The organism is Paraburkholderia bannensis NBRC 103871, assembly GCF_000685015.1.
Classification (GTDB): domain Bacteria; phylum Pseudomonadota; class Gammaproteobacteria; order Burkholderiales; family Burkholderiaceae; genus Paraburkholderia; species Paraburkholderia bannensis.
This window is the reverse complement of record NZ_BAYA01000028.1, coordinates 48,402-63,513: the sequence shown is the minus strand read 5'-3', so window position 1 is coordinate 63,513 and position 15,112 is coordinate 48,402. Positions and strand designations below refer to the sequence as shown.

General features: G+C 63.4%; 9 protein-coding genes. 3 read left to right on the top strand and 6 right to left on the bottom strand.

Annotated elements, in window-relative coordinates; all coding sequences use genetic code 11:
- Positions 1–7: 7 nt before the first annotated feature.
- Entirely contained in the window at positions 8–844 is an 837-nt protein-coding gene (locus tag BBA01S_RS30615; protein ID WP_027819777.1) for an alpha/beta fold hydrolase, read from the bottom strand.
- 625 nt (positions 845–1,469) lie between these two features.
- Here BBA01S_RS30615 and BBA01S_RS30610 point away from each other — a divergent pair.
- Positions 1,470–3,713 (top strand): NADP-dependent isocitrate dehydrogenase, encoded by a 2,244-nt coding sequence (locus tag BBA01S_RS30610; RefSeq protein WP_027819776.1) that lies wholly within the window; start codon positions 1,470–1,472, stop codon positions 3,711–3,713.
- A 126-nt stretch (positions 3,714–3,839) separates the two neighbouring features.
- Here BBA01S_RS30610 and BBA01S_RS30605 read toward each other — a convergent pair whose 3' ends face one another.
- Complete coding sequence (locus tag BBA01S_RS30605) at positions 3,840–4,595, bottom strand: SDR family NAD(P)-dependent oxidoreductase (RefSeq protein ID WP_027819775.1); 756 nt, start codon at positions 4,593–4,595, stop codon at positions 3,840–3,842.
- A 153-nt stretch (positions 4,596–4,748) separates the two neighbouring features.
- Positions 4,749–5,267 (bottom strand): SRPBCC domain-containing protein, encoded by a 519-nt coding sequence (locus tag BBA01S_RS30600; RefSeq protein ID WP_027819774.1) that lies wholly within the window; start codon positions 5,265–5,267, stop codon positions 4,749–4,751.
- Positions 5,268–5,406: 139 nt separating this feature from the next.
- Between BBA01S_RS30600 and BBA01S_RS30595 the strand changes: the two genes are divergently transcribed.
- Both BBA01S_RS30595 and BBA01S_RS30590 read left to right on the top strand, forming a co-directional pair.
- The gene (locus BBA01S_RS30595) at positions 5,407–6,312 is read left to right on the top strand and encodes a LysR family transcriptional regulator (RefSeq protein ID WP_027819773.1); all 906 of its coding nucleotides are present in this window, start codon (positions 5,407–5,409) and stop codon (positions 6,310–6,312) included.
- 132 nt (positions 6,313–6,444) lie between these two features.
- Complete coding sequence (locus BBA01S_RS30590) at positions 6,445–7,416, top strand: GGDEF domain-containing protein (protein ID WP_027819772.1); 972 nt, start codon at positions 6,445–6,447, stop codon at positions 7,414–7,416.
- 21 nt (positions 7,417–7,437) lie between these two features.
- On the opposite strand, the gene BBA01S_RS30585 is transcribed toward BBA01S_RS30590, so the two are convergent.
- The 3 genes from BBA01S_RS30585 to nirB form a co-directional block, all read right to left on the bottom strand.
- On the bottom strand, positions 7,438–11,574 hold the full coding sequence (locus BBA01S_RS30585; RefSeq protein ID WP_156966141.1) for a bifunctional nitrate reductase/sulfite reductase flavoprotein subunit alpha: 4,137 nt from the start codon (positions 11,572–11,574) through the stop codon (positions 7,438–7,440).
- Positions 11,575–11,656: 82 nt separating this feature from the next.
- The gene (gene nirD / locus BBA01S_RS30580) at positions 11,657–12,004 is read right to left on the bottom strand and encodes a nitrite reductase small subunit NirD (protein WP_027819770.1); all 348 of its coding nucleotides are present in this window, start codon (positions 12,002–12,004) and stop codon (positions 11,657–11,659) included.
- Positions 12,005–12,039: 35 nt separating this feature from the next.
- A complete protein-coding gene (nirB, locus tag BBA01S_RS30575) occupies positions 12,040–14,628 on the bottom strand; it encodes a nitrite reductase large subunit NirB (RefSeq protein ID WP_027819769.1) in 2,589 nt (862 codons plus the stop codon).
- Between the last annotated feature and the right edge of the window lie 484 nt (positions 14,629–15,112).

Here is a 15,112-nt window from a genome sequence, read left to right as displayed (position 1 = left end):
TTTCACATCAAGACTGAACGAATGCGAGCAGATCGGCGTTCACGACGTCTGCATTGACCGTCAGCATGCCGTGCGAGAAGCCCGGATACGTCTTCAGCTGACCGTTCTTGAGAAGCTTGATGGACTTCAAGGCCGCGTCGGCGATGGGAACAATCTGATCGTCTTCGCCGTGCAGGACGAGCGTCGGCACCGTAATCGACTTCAAGTCTTCGGTCTGGTCGGTCTCGGAGAAGGCCTTGATGCCTTCATAGTGCGCCTTCGTGCTGCCCATCATGCCCTGGCGCCACCAGTTCTGGATCACGCCCTGATGCACCGTCGCGCCTTCGCGGTTGAATCCGTAGAAGGGGCCCGCAGGCAAGTCCAGGAAAAACTGCGCGCGATTTGCCGCCAATGCAGCGCGCAGGCCGTCGAATACGTCGGCGGGCAAGCCTTCCGGGTTCGCAGCGGTTTTCAGCATCAACGGCGGCACGGCGCTGACCAGCACGGCCTTCGCGACGCGGCCAGACGGTTCACCGTGCTTTGCGACATAGCGGGCGACCTCGCCGCCGCCTGTCGAATGCCCGATATGAATCGCATTCTTCAGATTGAGCGCTTCGACCACCGCGAATGCATCGGCCGCGTAGTGATCCATGTCGTGACCTTCCGAGACCTGCGATGAACGCCCGTGTCCGCGACGGTCGTGTGCCACAACGCGATATCCCTTCTGGACAAAGAACAGCATCTGCGCGTCCCAATCATCCGACGACAAAGGCCAGCCGTGATGGAACACGATGGGCTGCGCGTCTCTGGGGCCCCAGTCCTTGTAGAAAATCTCTACGTTATCTTTCGTTGTGACGAATGGCATGTTAACCCTCACTCAATTTGAACGGTGTTTAGATTCGCCCACATAGTGCGGCGCTGCACGACGCGTTGAAACAAGCCGCGTCAGATTACAGGCAAAGCCAATTTGGAGTCGTCGAACTGTATTCGCGCCGCATTCTCGCGACGACGACGGCGGCCACCGTCTCCGGCGCGGTCAAATTTGCCTCTGCCCCATGCGCCTGGCGGCGACCAATACCCCACTAAACGACCAGGAATTGAGCGCGCCAAACGAGGGCCTCCGGCAATAAATTCTTCTATAAGAGTGGCCGATTGCCCCCTCATCGAGCAAGGGTCTTCACCAACTTGACAAAGAATGAAGGGTACGAAACTTAAAACTTTCGCCACGGGGCCAGATTAACCGTTTCGGCGTGAAAGTCTTTATGTAACAGGGCTTTGGCGCGGTAACGTTTTCAGCGCACGGCCTGGCGTTGGTGGCCATCACGCCAATTTCTCCGCCAAACTTCATTGCGCAACGCAATTCCACAATATGAAATACATGTCGATCTCCGCCCCGGCCCGGCGGAAATTGAGGCAAAATCCAGGTGTTTCGCCGACTGCGCGCAGCCGGTGGTGTTACCACCTCGTTTAACGATCCCGCCAAGAAGCCGATGAGTACCCAGCAACCCACCATCATCTATACCCTGACCGATGAAGCGCCGCTGCTTGCCACCAGCGCGTTTCTGCCGATCATCCGAACCTTCGCTGCGCCGGCCGGCGTGAACGTCGAGACCAGCGATATCTCCGTGGCAGGCCGTATCCTCGGTGAATTCCCCGAATTCCTGACGGAAGAACAGCGCGTGCCGGACAACCTGGCTGAACTGGGTCGTCTCACGCAGCTGCCGGAAACGAACATCATCAAGCTGCCGAACATCAGCGCATCGGTGCCGCAGCTCGTCGCAGCCATCAAGGAACTCCAGGGCAAGGGCTACAAGATCCCCGACTTCCCGGAAGATCCGAAGACCGACGAAGAAAAGGCTATCCAGAAGCGTTATTCGAAGTGCCTCGGCTCGGCGGTGAACCCCGTCCTGCGCGAAGGCAATTCGGATCGCCGCGCGCCGCTGGCCGTCAAGAACTACGCGAAGAAGCACCCGCACAGCATGGGCGAGTGGAGCATGGCTTCGCGCACCCACGTCGCGCACATGAAGCACGGCGACTTCTATCACGGCGAAAAGTCGATCACGAATGACAAGGCGCGCGAAGTGCGCATGGAACTCGTGACGAAGAGCGGCGAGACCATCGTCCTCAAGCCGAAGGTCACGCTGCAGGCCGGCGAAATCGTGGACAGCATGTTCATGAGCAAGAAGCATCTGCTCGCTTTCTACGAAGCCGAAATGGAAGACGCGCGCAAGACCGGCGTCATGCTGTCGCTGCACGTCAAGGCGACCATGATGAAGGTTTCGCACCCGATCGTGTTCGGCCACGCTGTGCGCACGTTCTACAAGGACGCGTTCGCGAAGCACGCCAAGCTGTTCGAACAACTGGGCGTGAACGTCAACAACGGCCTCGTCGACCTGTACACGAAGATCGAAACGCTGCCGGAATCGCAGCGCGAAGAAGTGATCCGTGACATGCACGCATGCCACGAGCACCGTCCGGCGCTGGCGATGGTCGATTCGGCCAAGGGTATCTCGAACCTGCACGCACCGAACGACGTGATCGTCGACGCATCGATGCCCGCGATGATCCGCGCAGGCGGCAAGATGTGGGGCGCCGACGGCCGCCCGGCCGACACGAAGTGCCTGATTCCGGAAAGCACGTTCGCGCGCATCTACCAGGAAATCATCAACTTCTGCAAGACCAACGGCGCATTCGACCCGAAGACCATGGGCACGGTGCCGAACGTCGGCCTGATGGCGCAGAAGGCTGAAGAGTACGGTTCGCACGACAAGACCTTTGAAATCCCGCAAGACGGCACGGCCCGCATCGTTGACAACGCAACCAACGAAGTGCTGGACGCGCTCACGCAGGAAGTCGAGCAAGGCGACATCTGGCGTATGTGCCTCGTGAAGGACGCACCGATCCGCGACTGGGTCAAGCTGGCCGTCACGCGCGCGAAGAACTCGAACACGCCGGCCGTGTTCTGGCTCGACCCGTACCGTCCGCACGAAAACGAAGTGATCAAGAAGGTCGAAGAGTACCTGAAGGATTACGACCTGACCGGCCTGGACATCCAGATCATGTCGCAAGTGCGCGCGATGCGTTACACGCTTGAGCGCGTGATCCGCGGCCTGGACACGATCTCGGTCACCGGCAACATCCTGCGCGACTACCTGACCGACCTGTTCCCGATCATGGAACTGGGCACGTCGGCGAAGATGCTCTCGATCGTTCCGCTGATGGCCGGTGGCGGCATGTACGAAACGGGCGCAGGCGGCTCGGCTCCGAAGCACGTGCAGCAGCTGGTTCAGGAAGACCACCTGCGCTGGGACTCGCTTGGCGAATTCCTCGCGCTGGCTGTGTCGCTGGAAGACCTCGGCATCAAGACGAACAACGCGCGCGCCAAGCTGCTCGCGAAGACGCTCGACGCCGCAACCGGCAAGCTGCTCGACAACAACAAGGGCCCGTCGCCGAAGACCGGCGAGCTGGACAACCGTGGCAGCCAGTTCTATCTGTCGATGTACTGGGCACAAGAGCTGGCCGCGCAGAAGGACGACGCGGAACTGTCGGCTCACTTCGCACCGCTCGCCAAGGCGCTGGCCGAAAACGAGCAGAAGATCGTTGCTGAGCTGGCTGCAGTCCAGGGCAAGCCGGTCGACATCGGCGGCTACTACAAGCCGGACTTCGCGAAGCTCGCTGAAGTGATGCGCCCGAGCGCAACCTTCAACGCTGCGCTGCAAGCTGCTGCGAAGTAAGTCGAAGTTGTTGATGGAAGCCGCCCCCGTGCAACAAGCGGGGAAGCGGCTCCAAAACGGCTCCGCAAATGAATCGAGCCTCCCTTGGGAGGCTCGATTTTTTTTGCAACGTTCCCTACTGAAACTTCATCCCTGCACCGAATAACCGCCGTCCACGGGAATCGCCGTTCCGGTGATGAAATCGCACGCACTGGAGCACAGCGCGGCGGCGATTCCGGCGAGATCGTCAGGACGTCCCCAGCGTGCCTGGGGCGTGCGCGAAAGAATCCCCGCTTCGAGATCCGGAAACAGCTTCTTTGCCTCAGCGGTCAGCTCGGTTTCGATCCAGCCCGGCAAGAGCGTGTTGACCTGAATGTTGTGCGGCGCCCATTCCACGGCCAGCGCGCGTCCAAGCTGGACGATGCCGCCTTTGCTCGCGGCATACGCTGCGCCATACGTCGTGCCGAACAGCGACAGCATCGAGCCGATATTGAGAATCTTGCCGCCCTTCGCGCGACCAAACGCGGGAAAGGCCGCTTGCGCGCAATAGAACGCACTGCTTAGGTTCGTATCCATGATCTGCCGCCACTCTTCGTGTGCGTAGTCCTGACCATGGCGGCGGATATTCATACCCGCGTTATTCACGAGAATATCGACGTGGCCGAAGCGCTGCTCGACTTCGGCGGCCATCAGCGTGCATTGCTCGCCCGACGAGATATCGGCCTTCACATAAATAGCGGCGTCGCCAGCTTCCAGTTTAGCGAGCGCTGCCGCGCCTCGCGTTTCGTCACGCCCAATGAGCGCGACCCGTGCGCCGGCTCGCAGAAATCCCTTCGCAATCCCGAAGCCAATTCCGCTGGTTCCGCCGGTGACGATGGCTACCTTTCCTGCAAGATCGAACATGAACACGACTCCCTGCGATTCGAGGAGCCGTGATTATAAGAGTCGATTTTGTGCGCCAGGCGACACTGCAAACACAACGTTTTTGCACGCGCTGCATTCGATTTTCTCCTGGCCCGATGCGACCGGTTTCGCAGGCCTGGCGCACACAACGAATTACCGCGCTTTACGAGCCGCGCGCGCCGATTCGACCAGACCGTCGAGCCATTCCTGATGGCCGTTGATCATCGGATTGGGCCGCGCCTTAGCCAGCTCCACGGCCGGCGCGCCCTTCTGCGTTTCCTGCGTCAACACGCGCACGCGGCCGCCCGACAGGTCTTCCAGCAGCCATGCGTGATGCACGTCCAGGCGGCCTTGCGCGTCGCCTTCGACCCAGCCGTGCCATGCCACGCGCGCCGGTTGACCTGCTGCGGGCGGCACGAACTCGGTGACCTCACCCTCGACGGGAAAACCGAACGTCGTAAAGCGAAACCGCGCCCCGGCCGAAAGCACCGGCCCGGTGCCGTCATGAAACGCGATATCGGACGCATTGCTGTAGTAAGTCGGCCAGGCCGTGGTGTCCGCTAGCAACGGCCACACGTCGGCGACGCTCAGGCCCGCGACGATGACTTCGTTCGAAGCGAAATTGTCGGTGAAGCCCGGTTGATAATCGTCGGGCCAGTTGATTGCATGCATGATTGCCTCCAGAGTTGGGCATTCGATAATGAACAGAGTAGAAACGAACGCACGGCGCAGGCAACGCGTTCGCTAGACGTTCATCATGATGGCCGCTATGCTGAAATAAGGCCAATCGAGTATTTTTATTTTTGACATCATGCCAGCTGATATCAGGACGATCGACCTTAACCTGCTGCGCGCCCTGGACGCGCTGCTCGACGAGCGCAACGTCACGCGCGCCGCCCAGCGCCTGTCGCTCACGCAGCCCGCTGTGAGCGGGATGCTCACGCGCTTGCGCGAAGCCTTTGACGATCCGCTGTTCGTGCGCACGCAACGCGGCATCGCGCCCACGATGCGCGCGCTCGAACTGGCCGCGCCGGTCAGGCAGATTCTGGGCGAAGTCGAGTCGCTGCTCACGCCGCAGGTTTTCGATCCCGCGCGCGCCGATTTCACGCTCACGCTCGCGGCGACCGACTACGCGCTGCAAGCCGTGGTGACGCCCTACCTCGCAGCGTTGCGCCGCGATGCGCCGGGCATACGCGTGGCCGTCGTGCCCGCTCAAGATCCGTCGCTTCATGCGCAACTCGCGCGCGGCGACGTCGATATCGCACTTATCACGCCCGAGAGCACGCCATCCGATCTGCATGCGCGGCGTCTGTTCGACGAGCGCTATGTATGCGCGATGCGTGAAAATCATCCGGCTGCCGTGCGCGGACGCATCACGTTGCCGCGCTTTTGCGCGCTCGATCATGCGCTGGTGTCGTATTCCGGCGGCACATTCGAAGGCGTAACCGATGAAGCACTCGCACAACTCGGGCGCAAGCGCCGGGTCGCGCTTTCGGTCACGAGCTTTCTGGTGTTGCCGCAGATTCTTCGCGATAGCGACCTGATCGCGGTCGTGCCGCGCAGGCTTGCCGAACGGGCCGCTGGCCTTGCGATCGTGCCGCCGCCGCTCGCCATTCCGGGCTTCACGAAGACCGCCGCGTGGCACGAACGCACCCATCGCGACCCCGCACGGCGCTGGGCACGCGCTTTGCTATTCGACGTTTGCGAATCGCTTTAAATTGCGTGTGAACGCAATCGATTCGAAAGCTCGCACTCAAAACGAATTTTTATACTCACACGCCGGGCCGCCGTACACCGAATCTTCGCGCTAGAATCGGTTGCATCTTTCGACCCATCGTTTCGTCCATCTATGCTTCGACCTTCCGTACCCGCGAACGAAGCCGAGCGCATGGAAGTCCTGCGCTCGTTCAAGATCCTCGACACGCCCGCCGAGGATCGATTCGACCGCATCACCCGTCTCGCGCGCCGGCTGTTCAACGTGCCGATCGCCGCGATCACGCTGGTCGATACGGGCCGACAGTGGTTCAAGTCGCACCCCGGTCTCGACGCCTCGGAGACCTCGCGCGACGTCTCGTTCTGCGGCCACGCGATCCTCGGCAACGATCTGTTCTTCGTGAACGATGCGAGCATCGACGTGCGCTTCGCCGACAATCCGCTCGTCACCGGCACGCCCAATATCCGCTTCTATGCGGGCTGCCCGCTTTCGGTGACCAGCGACATCCGCCTTGGCACGCTATGCGTGATCGACAGCCGCCCGCGCCTGTTCGACGACGAAGAGCGCATCGTGCTGCGCGATCTCGCCGATATGGCCGAGCAGGAAATCGCGGCCACCCAGATGGCGACCACCGACGAACTTACCGGCTTGGCCAACCGGCGCGGCTTCAAGTCGCTCGCCGAACAGGCCGTGCGCCTGTGCGCCAGCACGCAGCGCCCCGCGTCGCTGCTTTATCTCGACCTGAACGGATTCAAGCAGATCAACGATACCTACGGTCACGCCGAAGGCGACCGCGCGCTCGTTGCGTTCGCAACGATCTTGCGCACGGCGTTGCGCGACGGCGACGTGATTGGCCGCATGGGTGGCGACGAATTCGCCGTGCTGCTTTCGAGCACCGACGAGCACGGCGCAATGAGTGCGATGGAACGCATCCGCAACCAGCTCGAAATCTTTAATCGCGCTGCGCAGAAGCCTTATCAGTTGCGCAGCAGCGTGGGCAGCGCCATGACGCGCGACGACCAGCCTTCGACGGTGGACGACCTGCTCGCGCGCGCCGACGCCGCCATGTACCAGCAAAAACGCGCGACGGCGAGCGAGCGGCGCTAGGCGGCAACCACGCCGCGCGACTCAATACACGTCGCGCACGTAACGGCGCTCGCGCGCCATCCGGCCAACGTATTCGTCGGCGGCTTCGTCGCTCAGGCCGCCGTGCTGCGCCACCACCGACTTCAGCGCGGCGTCCACGTCCTTCGCCATGCGGCTGGCGTCGCCGCACACGTAGAAGTGCGCGCCCTCCTCCAGCCACGACCAGAGTTGCTTGCCGTTCTCGCGCATGCGGTCTTGCACATAGACCTTTTCATGCTGGTCGCGCGAGAACGCAAGATCGAGCTGGTTGAGCAGTCCGTCACCGCGCATCTGCTCCAGTTCTTCGCGATAGTAGAAGTCGGTGGCCGCGTGCTGCTCGCCGAAAAACAGCCAGTTGCGGCCCGAATCGCCACGCGCACGACGCTCATGCAGGAACGCGCGGAACGGCGCGACGCCGGTGCCCGGGCCGACCATGATCATCGGCGTGTCGCCGCTGCGCGGCGGGCGGAAATGCGTGCTCTTTTGCACGAACACGGGCACGCTGCCGGCCTGGGCGCGGTCGGCGAGGAACGTGGAGGCCACGCCTTTGCGGTCGCGCCGGCCGTTGTGATAACGCACCGCCGAAACCGTCAAATGCACTTCGCCAGCATGGGCCTTCGGGCTCGATGAAATCGAATACAGGCGCGGCTGCAGGCGCTTGAGCATGCCCGTCAGTTCGCGCGCCGTGAGATCGACCGGGTATTCGTGCAGCACGTCGGCAAGCTGTTGTCCCCACAACCAGTTTTTCAGGTCGCCCTTGCGCTCGTCGCGCAGCAGGTCGCTCAATCCCTGGCCGCGTGCGCGCGCCGCGATGAATGCAAGCGCATCGGGGCCGGGGCGCGCGATTTCGTAGTGATGGCTCAAGGCGTCGGCGAGGCGCAGGTCGCCCACACCCGGCACGTCGACGGGGGTATCGGCGTGCAGGCGCGTCAGCGACAGCAATTCGTCCACCAGCGCGGGGCAGTTCGTCGGCCAGACGCCGAGCGCGTCGCCCGCTTCGTATTCGATACCCGCTTCGCCCGTCGCCAGCGAAAAGTAGCGCGTGTCCTTGGTGGCGCCCTGCATGTTCAGGCGCACGTTTTCGACGAGGCGCGATGCGCCTGGCCGCGCCTTGGTCGGCGCGCAGCCAGGCAGCACTTCGGGGATCGCGCCGCCCGCAGGCACGGCGTGCAGCGCCGCATCTTCTTCCTTGATGCGCAGCGTGACGCGTTCCAGCCACGCGTCAGCGGTGCCCTGGAATTCGGTGTCGCAATCGACGCGCGGCAACAGACGCTGCGCGCCCAGCGCTTCGAGGCGCGCGTCGAGATTGCGCCCGTGGCCACAGAACTGGTCGTAGTTGCGGTCGCCCAGCGCGAGCACCGCATAACGCAGTGAAGCGAGTCGCGGCGCGCTTTCGGCCTTGAGCGCCGACCAGAACGGCTCGCCGTTATCGGGCGAATCGCCGTCGCCGAAAGTGCTCGTCATCAGCAGCACATACTGGGCTTTCTCCAGGTTCGCGAGCGGATAGTCTGCCATGCAGGCCGTGCGGATCTCGCAGCCCGATTCCATCAGTTGCGTGGCGTAGCGCTCGACCAGCGATTCGACGTTGCCCGTTTGCGACGCCCATAGCAGCACGACCTTCGGGCGCGTATGTGCGATGCGTACCTCGCCTTGCTGATCGTCTTGATCGACTGCAGGCAAAGCGCGCGGCGCAGCGCGGCTGAACAGGCCCGCAAGCACGCCGTCTACCCACGCACGCTTGGGCGCGGCCAGCGGCGCATGCTCCGGCAGAACCGGTGCAGACGAGCCGCCCGCCGCGTCGCCGCGCGACGCACGCAGGCCGTTCACAAAGCCCGCAAGATACTGCCGCTCCGTTTCGCTGAGCGTGGGCGCAGGCGTCGCGCCAAGGTCGAGCAGGTTCGCAAACGCATCGATTCGGGTCATGTCGAATTCCTGAGGCAAAGTCGCGTGGTCGCTCTCGCCGGTCTGCGCATCGTGCGCATCCGGCTCGACGACGGCAGGCTCGGGCGCGACGCGCGTGAGCGCGACGGCGCAAAATTTCAGTTCGGGCTGCTGAGAGATGGCATCGATGGCGTCGCTGGTGACGGCATTCACGCACAGGTCTTCGCCGAACACATCGTTCCAGTGCATCGGCGCGAAGCAGTTGCCGGGCTGCACGCGGTCGGTGACGACGGCGGGCAGCACGACGCGACCGCGCCGCGAGCGCACTTCCACGCGATCCTTCGCGGCGATGCCCAGCGCGCTCGCATCCTCGGGGTGAATCTCGACGAAGGGCGCCGGATTGAGCTTGTTGAGCATCGCGACCTTGCCCGTCTTCGTCATCGTGTGCCACTGATGCTGCAGACGCCCCGTGTTGAAGACGATCGGGAACGTGCCGTCGGGCAATTCGGCGGGCGCGACGTGCGGGCGCGCGAAGAACACGCCCTTACCGTGCGGCGTGGGAAACACGATGCGCGGTGCGTCGCCGCCAGCGCCTTCGTTCGCGCTGTCGTTCAAGTAACGAATAGGATTGCGCTCGCTCTTCGCGTCGGGCGCGCACGGCCATTGCAGCGGCGTCTCGCGCAACTTCGCATGGCTCGCGCCGCGCAGGTCGTAGCCCGTCTTCGGATTCGAAAAGCCCACGATCTCGTCGAAGACTTCCGCTGCGCTGGCATACGTGAAGGCGGCCTCATAACCCATCGCACAGGCCACGCGCGCGATGATCTGCCAGTCCGGCAGCGCTTCGCCGGGCGGCGCGATGGCGGCCTGCGTGAGCGTCATGTTGCGCTCGGAATTGATCATCACGCCTTCGCCCTCGGCCCAGAGCGCGCCGGGCAGCAGCACGTCGGCGTACTGATTCGTTTCGGTGTCCAGAAAAGCGTCCTGGGCAATCACGAGTTCCGCGGCGCGCAAGCCGGCCACCACTGTTTGCCGGTTCGCCACGGACGCGACCGGATTCGTGCAGATGATCCAGCACGCCTTGATCTCGCCTGCCGCCATGCGCGAAAACAGGTCGATGGTGCCGCCGCCCAGCTTCGTCGTGAGCGTGCCGCGCGGCAGGTTCCAGCGTTCCTCCACAAAGGCGCGGTCGTCTTCCGAGAGCACCGTGCGTTGTCCCGGCAGGCCCGGGCCCATATAGCCCATTTCGCGGCCACCCATCGCGTTGGGCTGCCCCGTCAGCGAGAACGGCCCGCTGCCTGGACGGCAGATCTTGCCCGTCGCCAGGTGCAGGTTGCAGATCGCGTTGGTGCTCCACGTGCCGTGCGTGCTCTGGTTCAAGCCCATCGTCCAGCAGCTCATCCATTCCGGCGCTTCGCCAATCATCTGCGCAGCGCGGCGGATATCGGCCTCGGGCAGGCCGGTGACGGCCGCCACTTTTTCGGGCGTGTAATCGGCCAGAAACGCTGGCATGGCGTCCCAGCCTTCGGTATGGCGCGCGATGAAATCGGCATCCGTATGGCCGTTCTCGTGCAGCAGGTACAGCAAGCCGTTGAGCAGTGCGAGATCGGTGCCCGCCTTGATCGGCAGGTAGAGCGACGCCTTATCGGCGGTCGCCGTGCGGCGCGGGTCGACGACGATCAGCTTCGCGCCGGCTTTCACGCGATCCATCATGCGCAGGAACAGAATCGGATGGCAGTCCGCCATGTTCGCGCCGATCACGAAAAAGCAGTCGGCGCGATCGAAGTCCTGATACGAACCGGGCGGCCCGTCCGCGCCCAGCGAGAGCTTGTAGCCGCTGCCCGCGCTCGCCATGCACAGGCGCGAATTCGATTCGATATTGTTGGTGCCGACAAAGCCCTTGGCGAGCTTGTTGACGAGATACTGCGCCTCGATCGACATTTGACCGGAGACGTAGAACGAGAGCGCGTCGGGGCCGTGCGCGTCGAGCGTCGCACGCAGGCGCGCCGCCGTATCGGCGATGGCCTGCGCGACGGGCAGCGGCACCGGGTCTTCGTCGCGCGCGCGGCGCACGAAGGCGCGTTCGAGCCGCCCCGACTTGCGCAGCGCCACGTGCGCCGACGAACCTTTGGTGCAGAGCCGCCCGAAGTTGCTCGGGTGCTCGGTATCGCCGGAGATCTTCTTGACCTCGCCGTCCTCGACGTGCAGCACCATGCCACAGCCCACGCCGCAATAAGGACACACGGTCTTAACGGTCTTCATGCTCTTGCCCGTCATATCGCTCTCTGGCTCGCTTCAAGCCGTGATTCAAGCCGTGATTCAAGCCCTGATTCAAGCCCCGAAATTACGCCGCGACCCACACCTGCCCGTTCTCGACCCGCGCGGCAAATGCGTTCACCGAACTGCCCGGCTCCTCCAGGCACTCGCCTGTCGCGAGATCGAAGTGATGCTTGTAGATCGGCGACGCGACGACGATGCGTTCGCCCAGGCTGCCCACCAGCCCGCGCGAGAGCACGGCAGCCTGCGAATTCGGATCGTAGTTGCCGATGGCGAACACGCGCGCCTCGCCATCGTCGATATGGAAAACGGCAACCTGCTCGCCATTCACGAGCGCGCACACACCCGTATTCGGCACGATGTCGTCGAGCTGGCAAACCGGCACCCAGCTATTTTCAAACACGCCACGGCTCATATCGTTCATTCTGGATTCCTCTCTATTCAACGGTTCTAGACTGCCTCGACCACCACGGGGATATCGGCCAGCGCATCTCGTTGCGCACGCACTGGAATCTGTTCGCGTTCTTCGGGCGTGGCCGGGCGAATCTGGCCGCGCGCCTCGACGAAGGTCACGTGCTGGTCGCCCTCCTCGCTGTTCACGAAGTGACGGAAGCGGCGGCGCGTCTGCGGATCGGTCACGGCCTTCTTCCATTCACATTCGTAGGTGTCCACCACGAGCTGCATTTCCGCTTCGAGTTCCGCGCCAATGCCCAGCTTGTCGTGCACGATCACGTCGACCAGATAGTCGAGGCCGCCTTCGAGGTTGTCGCGCCACACGCTGGTGCGTTGCAGGCGGTCAGCCGTGCGTACGTAGAACATCAGGAAGCGGTCGATATAACGCTGCAGCGTGGCGTGGTCGAGGTCGGCGGCGAGCAGTTCCGCGTGACGCGGCTTCATGCCGCCGTTGCCGCACACGTACAGATTCCAGCCCTTTTCCGTAGCGATCACGCCGACGTCCTTGCCCTGCGCCTCCGCACATTCGCGCGTGCAGCCGGAGACGCCAAACTTGATCTTGTGCGGCGCGCGCAGGCCCTTGTAGCGGTTCTCCAGTTCAATCGCGAGCCCCACCGAATCGCCCACGCCAAAGCGGCACCACGTCGATCCCACGCACGACTTCACCGTGCGCAGCGCCTTGCCGTAGGCATGCCCCGATTCGAAGCCCGCTTCGATCAGTTCTTCCCAGATGAACGGCAGTTGCTCGACACGCGCGCCAAAGAGATCCACGCGCTGGCCGCCCGTGATCTTCGTGTAGAGGCCGTACTTCTTCGCGACCATGCCAACGGCAATCAGCCCTTCGGGCGTCACCTCGCCGCCCGCCATGCGCGGCACGACTGAATACGTGCCGTCGCGCTGGATATTGGCCAGGTAGTAGTCGTTCGAGTCCTGCAGGCTCGCGTGCTCTTTCTTGAGCACGAATTCGTTCCAGCACGAAGCCAGAATGCCGGCGACGGCGGGCTTGCAGATATCGCAGCCCAGGCCATGACCATGCTTCGCAAGCAGCGCGCCAAAGGTCTTGATCTGCTCGACGCGCACAAGGTGATAAAGCTCCTGGCGCGAATACGGGAAGTGTTCGCAGATGTGGTTGTTGACGGCCACGCCCTGGCGCTTCATTTCCGACTTCATGACCTGCGTGACGAGCGGCACGCAGCCGCCGCACGACGAGCCCGCGCAGGTCGCGGCCTTCATCGCGCCGATGCTGGTCGCGCCGTCGCGCACCGCCGCGCAGATTTGCCCCTTCGACACGTTGTTGCACGAGCAGATCTGCGCGCCGTCGGGCAGCGCTTCCACGCCGAGCGCAGGCTTCGCCTTGCCGTCCGCTTGCGGCAGGATCAGGAACTCGGGCGCTTCGGGCAGTTCGATCCCGTTGAGCATCATTTGCAGCAGCGTGCCGTATTCGCCCGCGTCGCCCACCATCACCGCGCCAAGCAGCTTCTTGCCGCATTCGGACACCACGATCTTCTTGTAGACCTCGCGGCGCTCATCGGCGAAACGATACGAGCGGCTGCCCGGCGTCTTGCCGTGCGCGTCGCCGATGCTCGCCACGTCCACGCCCATCAGCTTGAGCTTGGTGCTCATGTCGGCGCCCGCGAAATCCGGCGCGGCATCGCTCACCAGCGTCTTCGCGACGATGCGCGCCATGTCGTAGCCCGGCGCGACGAGGCCAAAAATCTGCCCTTGCCACAGCGCGCATTCGCCGATTGCGTAGATATTTGCATCGCTCGTGCGGCACGTATCGTCGATCACGATGCCGCCGCGCGGGCCGACCTCCAGGCCGCACGCACGCGCCAGTTCATCGCGCGGACGAATGCCCGCCGAGAACACGATCATGTCGGTTTCCAGGTGCGTGCCGTCAGCGAACACCATGCGATTCGCAGCGCTTTCGCCATCGATGATTGCCGTAGTGTTCTTCTGCGTGTGCACGGTTACGCCCAGCGCTTCGATCTTGCCGCGCAGCATGCGGCCGCCGTCTTCGTCGACCTGCACGGCCATCAGGCGCGGTGCGAACTCGACCACATGGGTCTGCAGGCCGAGGTCGCGCAACGCCTTCGCGCATTCGAGGCCCAGCAGGCCGCCGCCCACCACCACGCCCGTCTTCGCGCTCGACCCGCGCGCCTGCATGGCTTCCAGATCTTCGATGGTGCGATATACGAAGCAATCCGAACGATCGTTGCCTGCGATTGGCGGCACGAACGGCGACGATCCGGTGGCGATCACGAGCTTGTCGTAGGCGAGCGTTTCGCCGTTCGACACGCTCACGGTACGCGCGGCGCGGTCGATCGACACGACCTTCGCATCGAGGACGAGGCGCACGCGGTCGCGCACGTCTTGACGCTCGAAGAAGCCTTCGCTGACGAGCGAAAGATCGTCGGCGCTCTTGCCTGCGAAGAATTCGGAGAGATGCACGCGGTCATAGGCGGGACGCGGCTCCTCGCAGAGCACCGTGACGCGCACGTTGCGTGCGGATTGCGCCGCGTCGGCGAGCACGCTTTCCAGGAACTTGTGGCCCACCATGCCGTGGCCGACGACGACCACGTCCAGAGCGTTCATTGCGAGCGTAGATTGCGTCATGCCTGTGCACCCTGCCTGAGAAAAAGCCAATAAAAAAGGCGTCCCGCAAATCCAGCTTGTGACAAGCCAGATTCAGGGGACGCCGTTGTCCGCACTGCTATCGAATTCGCTACCTGCTGGGGCGTTCGCGACTGGCGCGTTGTGGGCCCTGCAGCAGCCGGATCGCCTTTGATCCGGTTTGCAGAGCATTACGCAAGCACTGTGCCAATCCGTGCGCAATCGACGCTGCGCCCTTGCTGGTGGGCTGTTGCGCCGCGTGCGCGGCACCCGCGCGCACGTGATGCGGTGATACACGACGATGCAGACGGGCACAGCTTTGGTGCTGCGCAGCACGCCGGTTGTGCGCTTTCGGTGCGCATGCGCACGCGTGCGAACGATGAATCAAGGCGCGAAGCGCACTGGTCTGGAACTTGCGTCGATCAACGCGACCGGCAACGATGCCGGTGCAGAACAA

Excerpts from the sequence above, each read along its gene's own strand:
- BBA01S_RS30610 (WP_027819776.1), top strand. The coding sequence starts at position 1,470 with ATGAGTACCCAGCAACCCACCATCATCTATACCCTGACCGATGAAGCG.
- nirD (WP_027819770.1), bottom strand. The coding sequence starts at position 12,004 with ATGAGCCGTGGCGTGTTTGAAAATAGCTGGGTGCCGGTTTGCCAGCTC.
- BBA01S_RS30585 (WP_156966141.1), bottom strand. The coding sequence starts at position 11,574 with ATGAAGACCGTTAAGACCGTGTGTCCTTATTGCGGCGTGGGCTGTGGC.
- BBA01S_RS30590 (WP_027819772.1), top strand. The coding sequence starts at position 6,445 with ATGCTTCGACCTTCCGTACCCGCGAACGAAGCCGAGCGCATGGAAGTC.
- BBA01S_RS30605 (WP_027819775.1), bottom strand. The coding sequence starts at position 4,595 with ATGTTCGATCTTGCAGGAAAGGTAGCCATCGTCACCGGCGGAACCAGC.
- BBA01S_RS30615 (WP_027819777.1), bottom strand. The coding sequence starts at position 844 with ATGCCATTCGTCACAACGAAAGATAACGTAGAGATTTTCTACAAGGAC.
- BBA01S_RS30600 (WP_027819774.1), bottom strand. The coding sequence starts at position 5,267 with ATGCATGCAATCAACTGGCCCGACGATTATCAACCGGGCTTCACCGAC.
- BBA01S_RS30595 (WP_027819773.1), top strand. The coding sequence starts at position 5,407 with ATGCCAGCTGATATCAGGACGATCGACCTTAACCTGCTGCGCGCCCTG.